Here is a 5112-nt window from a genome sequence, read left to right as displayed (position 1 = left end):
ATACGAACGTGATTAACGGGACCAAGACTTTAAAAATTAATGAAGAGTTTGATCCTGGCTCAGAACGAACGCTGGTGGCGTGTCTTATACATGCAAGTCGAGCGGTCCAGCAATGGATAGCGGCGAACGGGTGAGTAACGCGTAAGCAATCTGCCCCCTGCTCGGGAATAGCCGTGCCAACGCGCGGATAATACCGGATATCGTGGGGTCCTGCATAGGGCCTTGACAAAAGATTTATCGGCAGGGGATGAGCTTGCGTCCGATTAGCTAGTTGGCGGGGCAACGGCCCACCAAGGCGACGATCGGTAGCCGGCCTGAGAGGGTGATCGGCCACATTGGGACTGAGATACGGCCCAGACTCCTACGGGAGGCAGCAGTAGGGAATATTGCACAATGGGGGAAACCCTGATGCAGCAACGCCACGTGTGGGAAGAAGCATTTCGGTGTGTAAACCACTGTCGTGAGGGAATAAGGCATTGTTTCGGCGATGTTGAATGTACCTCGAGAGGAAGCACCGGCAAACTTCGTGCCAGCAGCCGCGGTAATACGAGGGGTGCAAGCGTTGTTCGGAATCACTGGGCGTAAAGGGAGCGCAGGCGGAAGCTCAAGCGGATTGTACAATACCGGGGCCCAACCCCGGACCTGCAGTCCGAACTGGGTTTCTTGGATAGTTCAGGGGCAAGCGGAATTCCTGGTGTAGCGGTGGAATGCGTAGAGATCAGGAAGAACACCGATGGCGAAGGCAGCTTGCTGGGGACTTATCGACGCTCATGCTCGAAAGTGCGGGTAGCAAACAGGATTAGATACCCTGGTAGTCCGCACCGTAAACGATGCATACTGGGTGTCCGCGGTTCGCCGCGGGTACCGTAGCCAACGCGTTAAGTATGCCGCCTGGGGAGTACGTACGCAAGTATGAAACTCAAAGGAATTGACGGGGGCCCGCACAAGCGGTGGAGCATGTGGTTTAATTCGAAGCAACGCGCAGAACCTTACCAGGGTTTGACATGGGAACGCCGCGGCGAGAGATCGCCGTTTGTAGCAATACACGTTCCGCACAGGTGCTGCATGGCTGTCGTCAGCTCGTGTCGTGAGATGTTGGGTTAAGTCCCGCAACGAGCGCAACCCACGTTTCCAGTTGCCACCCGCAAGGGGGCCCTCTGGAGAGACTGCCGGGGACAACCCGGAGGAAGGTGTGGATGACGTCAAGTCCTCATGGCCCTTACATCCTGGGCTACACACGTGCTACAATGGGCGGTACAATGGGTCGCAACGCCGCGAGGCGGAGCCAATCCTCAAAGCCGTCCTCAGTTCGGATCGGAGTCTGCAACTCGACTCCGTGAAGCTGGAATCGCTAGTAATCGTGGGTCAGCACACCACGGTGAATACGTTCCCGGGCCTTGTACACACCGCCCGTCAAGCCATGGAAGGAGGGAGCGCTCTAAGTCGCGATGCCGACCCGCAAGGGGGGCCAGCGCCTAAAGCGAGACCTCTGACTGGGGCTAAGTCGTAACAAGGTAGCCGTACCGGAAGGTGCGGCTGGATTACCTCCTTTAAGGAGTAAACATCGGACAATCGTCCGACCACCTGTTAACACGTTTTTTGACAGTCCGTCACATGAAGCACATCTCCGGTTCCTTTAGGGCCCGGGTCTGTAGCTCAGCTGGTTAGAGCACCGCTCTGATAAGGCGGGGGTCAATGGTTCAAGTCCATTCAGGCCCATACCTTTCGGGGTTATAGCTCAACTGGTAGAGCGCCAGCTTTGCAAGCTGGATGTTAGGAGTTCGAGTCTCCTTAGCTCCAGTTCAAGCGCCCCCGGGCGCAAGGATAGTTCCCGTACGAGATGCGGGACGCAGATTGAAAACTTTGGCGACAACATACGAAAAAGCAACAAGCACAGAGTGACTTGAAGCACCAAGAATCAAATGGTGGATTCGAGCTGCTCATGCAGCAATAGATCGAGCTGAATCGCTGGAAAACAGGATTTAAGCGAAGGAATGCACGCGGGGGATGCCTTGGCATCAGCCGGCGACGAAGGACGGGCCAAGCCCCGAAAGTGCCATGCGAGACGCAAAGGGTCTTTGACCATGGCGATTCCGAATGGGGAAACCCACGCATTTGCGTATCCTCTGGACGAATACATAGTCCAGCGGAGGCTAACCCGGGGAACTGAAACATCTAAGTACCCGGAGGAAAAGAAATCAACCGAGATTCCCTCAGTAGTGGTGAGCGAAAGGGGAGGAGCCCAGACGGGTTCCGTAGCAGGGAAGTGTGTCGAAGCGGGATGGAAAGCCCCCCCACAGCAGGTGACAGGCCTGTAGGCACAACGAACTGTTCGGCCGTCGAAGAGTAGGGCGGGACACGTGAAATCCTGCCTGAAGACGGGGGGACCACCCTCCAAGGCTAAATACGAGCTGATGACCGATAGTGCACAGTACCGTGAGGGAAAGGTGAAAAGCACCCCGAGAGGGGAGTGAAAGAGCGCCTGAAACCGCGTGCATACATTCTGTCGGAGGAAGGACTTGTCCTTCTGACGGCGTGCCTTTTGTTTAATGAGCCAGCGAGTTGCTCGCGTACGGCGAGGTTAAGGGCCTCAGGCCCGGAGCCGAAGCGAAAGCGAGTCTCAACTGGGCGACCAGTCGTACGCGGCAGACACGAAGCCTTAGTGATCTACCCATGGCCCGGCTGAAGCGGAAGTAACATTCCGTGGAGGGCCCAACCGATATACATTGAAACGTGTCCGGATGAGCTGTGGGTAGGAGCGAAAGACCAATCAAACTGGGCGATAGCTTGTTCTCTCCGAAACATATTTAGGTATGGCGTCATGAATAGCTTCACGGGGGTAGAGCACTGGAAGGACTAGGGGGCACACCCGCTTACCAAACCCTATCAAACTCCGAATACCGTGAACGTGGTGCATGGCAGACAGCCCGCGGGTGATAAGATCAGCGGACGAAAGGGAAACAACCCGGACCATCGACTAAGCGTCCCCAAGTACGTGCTGAGTGGTAAAGGATGTGGGGTTGCACAGACAGCCAGGAGGTTAGCTTAGAAGCAGCTACCCTTTAAAGAAAGCGTAATAGCTCACTGGTCAAGCGACCCCGCGCCGAAAATGATCGGGACTAAGCACGTCACCGAAGTCGTGGACTCCCGCAAGGGAGTGGTAGGAGAGCGTTCCGCAGGCCTGGGAAGGCGGGTGGCGATGCCCGCTGGAGGTACCGGAAACGAGAATGCTGGCATGAGTATGCGAAAATGCGGGTGAAAAACCCGCACACCGTAAGTCCAAGGGTTCCCGGGCAAGGATAATCCTCCCGGGGTCAGTCGGGATCTAAGACGAGGCCGAGAGGCGTAGCCGATGACAATCCGGTCAATATTCCGGAACCCCACAGTAAGCGTCACTACCGACGGGGCGACGCATGGGACAGCGCGTAGCGGCTGACGGATGCCGCGGATGGAGTGCAAGGCTCCGGGGAGGCAAATCCCCCCGGTACATGCCCCAGGCTCCGGACCTCGCGAAGGCTTCGGCCGGAACGGGAGTCGCGTGGGCCCGTGCCAGGAAAAACCCCTAAGGGAGCGAATGTGGGCCCGTACCGTAAACCGACACAGGTGGACGAGGCGAATAGCCTAAGGTGCTCGAGACAACTCGGGAGAAGGAACTCGGCAAATTAACCCCGTAACTTCGGGATAAGGGGAGCCTCCGACTGTCACCATGAACAGTGGAAAGCGGTTGGAGGTCGCAGGGAAACGGCAGAAGCGACTGTTTACCAAAAACACAGGGCCATGCTAACACGCAAGTGGACGTATATGGTCTGACACGTGCCCGGTGCCGGAAGGTTAACAGGAGGGGTCAGCGCAAGCGAAGCCCTGAATCGAAGCCCCGGTAAACGGCGGCCGTAACTATAACGGTCCTAAGGTAGCGAAATTCCTTGTCGGGTAAGTTCCGACCTGCACGAATCGTGTAACGACTTCTGCACTGTCTCCTCCCGGGACTCGGCGAAATTGCAGTGCCGGTGAAGATGCCGGCAACCCGCACCTGGACGGAAAGACCCCATGAACCTTCACTGTATTTTGACATTGGTTTTAGGGCCCGCATGTGTAGGATAGGTGGGAGGCTTTGAAACGGCGACGCCAGTCGTCGCGGAGCCGCCCTTGAAATACCACCCTTGCGCGCTTTGAGATCTAACCTCGTCCCGTCATCCGGGACAGGGACCGTGTCTGATGGTCAGTTTGACTGGGGCGGTCGCCTCCTAAAAGGTAACGGAGGCATCCAACGGTTCCCTCAGCGCGGTCGGCAATCGCGCGTAGAGCATAAAGGCATAAGGGAGCTTGACTGCGAGGCGGACACGCCGGGCAGGTACGAAAGTAGGGCTTAGTGATCCCGCGGTACAGCGTGGAAAGGCCGTTGCTCAATGGATAAAAGGTACTCTGGGGATAACAGGCTGATCTCCCCCAAGCGTTCATAGCGACGGGGAGGTTTGGCACCTCGATGTCGGCTCGTCGCATCCTGGGGCTGGAGAAGGTCCCAAGGGTTTGGCTGTTCGCCAATTAAAGCGGCACGCGAGCTGGGTTCAGAACGTCGTGAGACAGTTCGGTCCCTATCCGGTGTGGGCGTTCGAGACTTGAGGGAAGCTGTCCTTAGTACGAGAGGACCGGGACGGACGTACCTCCGGTGTACCGGCTGTCGCGCCAGCGGCATTGCCGGGTAGCCGTGTACGGATCGGAGAAACGCTGAAGGCATCTAAGCGTGAAGCCGTTCCCAAGATCAGGTCTCGCGGGGGCAACCCCATGTAGGGCCGTCGTAGACTACGACGTCGATAGGCCGCAGGTGTGAGCGTGGCGACACGTTGAGCCGAGCGGTACTAATAGCCCGGTAGAGCTTTTCCTTTTTTTCGACGATTCGGTTCATCTGCCGCGTGGGCAGCCCGGATCCACACACGCTTCAAGGCTGTGCTTAACAAAGACTTTTTCGACACCGGTTGTCGCCGACAAGATTGTTTCAGCGGTTACCGAGAGGGGGTCATACCCGTTCCCTTTCCGAACACGGAAGTCAAGCCCCTCATCGCCGATGGTACCTGGCCCACGGGCCCGGGAGAGTAGGTCGCTGCTGGATTCACG

Annotated in this window: 2 tRNA genes and 3 rRNA genes; all 5 read left to right on the top strand. The window is 57.3% G+C overall.

From position 1 onward, the window contains the following. Window positions 1–36: 36 nt before the first annotated feature. The 5 genes from BUA40_RS14095 (at window position 37) to rrf (ending at window position 5107) form a co-directional block, all read left to right on the top strand. Window positions 37–1552 (top strand): 16S ribosomal RNA (locus tag BUA40_RS14095). A gap of 93 nt (window positions 1553–1645) precedes the next feature. After that, window positions 1646–1719, top strand: a tRNA-Ile gene (locus BUA40_RS14090). An 8-nt stretch (window positions 1720–1727) separates the two neighbouring features. Beyond that, a tRNA-Ala gene (locus tag BUA40_RS14085) sits at window positions 1728–1800 on the top strand. A gap of 178 nt (window positions 1801–1978) precedes the next feature. Then, a 23S ribosomal RNA gene (locus BUA40_RS14080) occupies window positions 1979–4882 on the top strand. A gap of 110 nt (window positions 4883–4992) precedes the next feature. Further along, a 5S ribosomal RNA gene (gene rrf, locus BUA40_RS14075) occupies window positions 4993–5107 on the top strand. The 16S, 23S and 5S rRNA genes sit together here with 2 tRNA genes alongside, the layout of an rRNA operon. Window positions 5108–5112: the final 5 nt, after the last annotated feature.

The organism is Fibrobacter sp. UWT2 (assembly GCF_900142545.1).
Lineage (GTDB): Bacteria > Fibrobacterota > Fibrobacteria > Fibrobacterales > Fibrobacteraceae > Fibrobacter.
The sequence above is the reverse complement of the archived record's forward strand: the minus strand, read 5'-3'. Positions and strand labels throughout refer to the sequence as shown.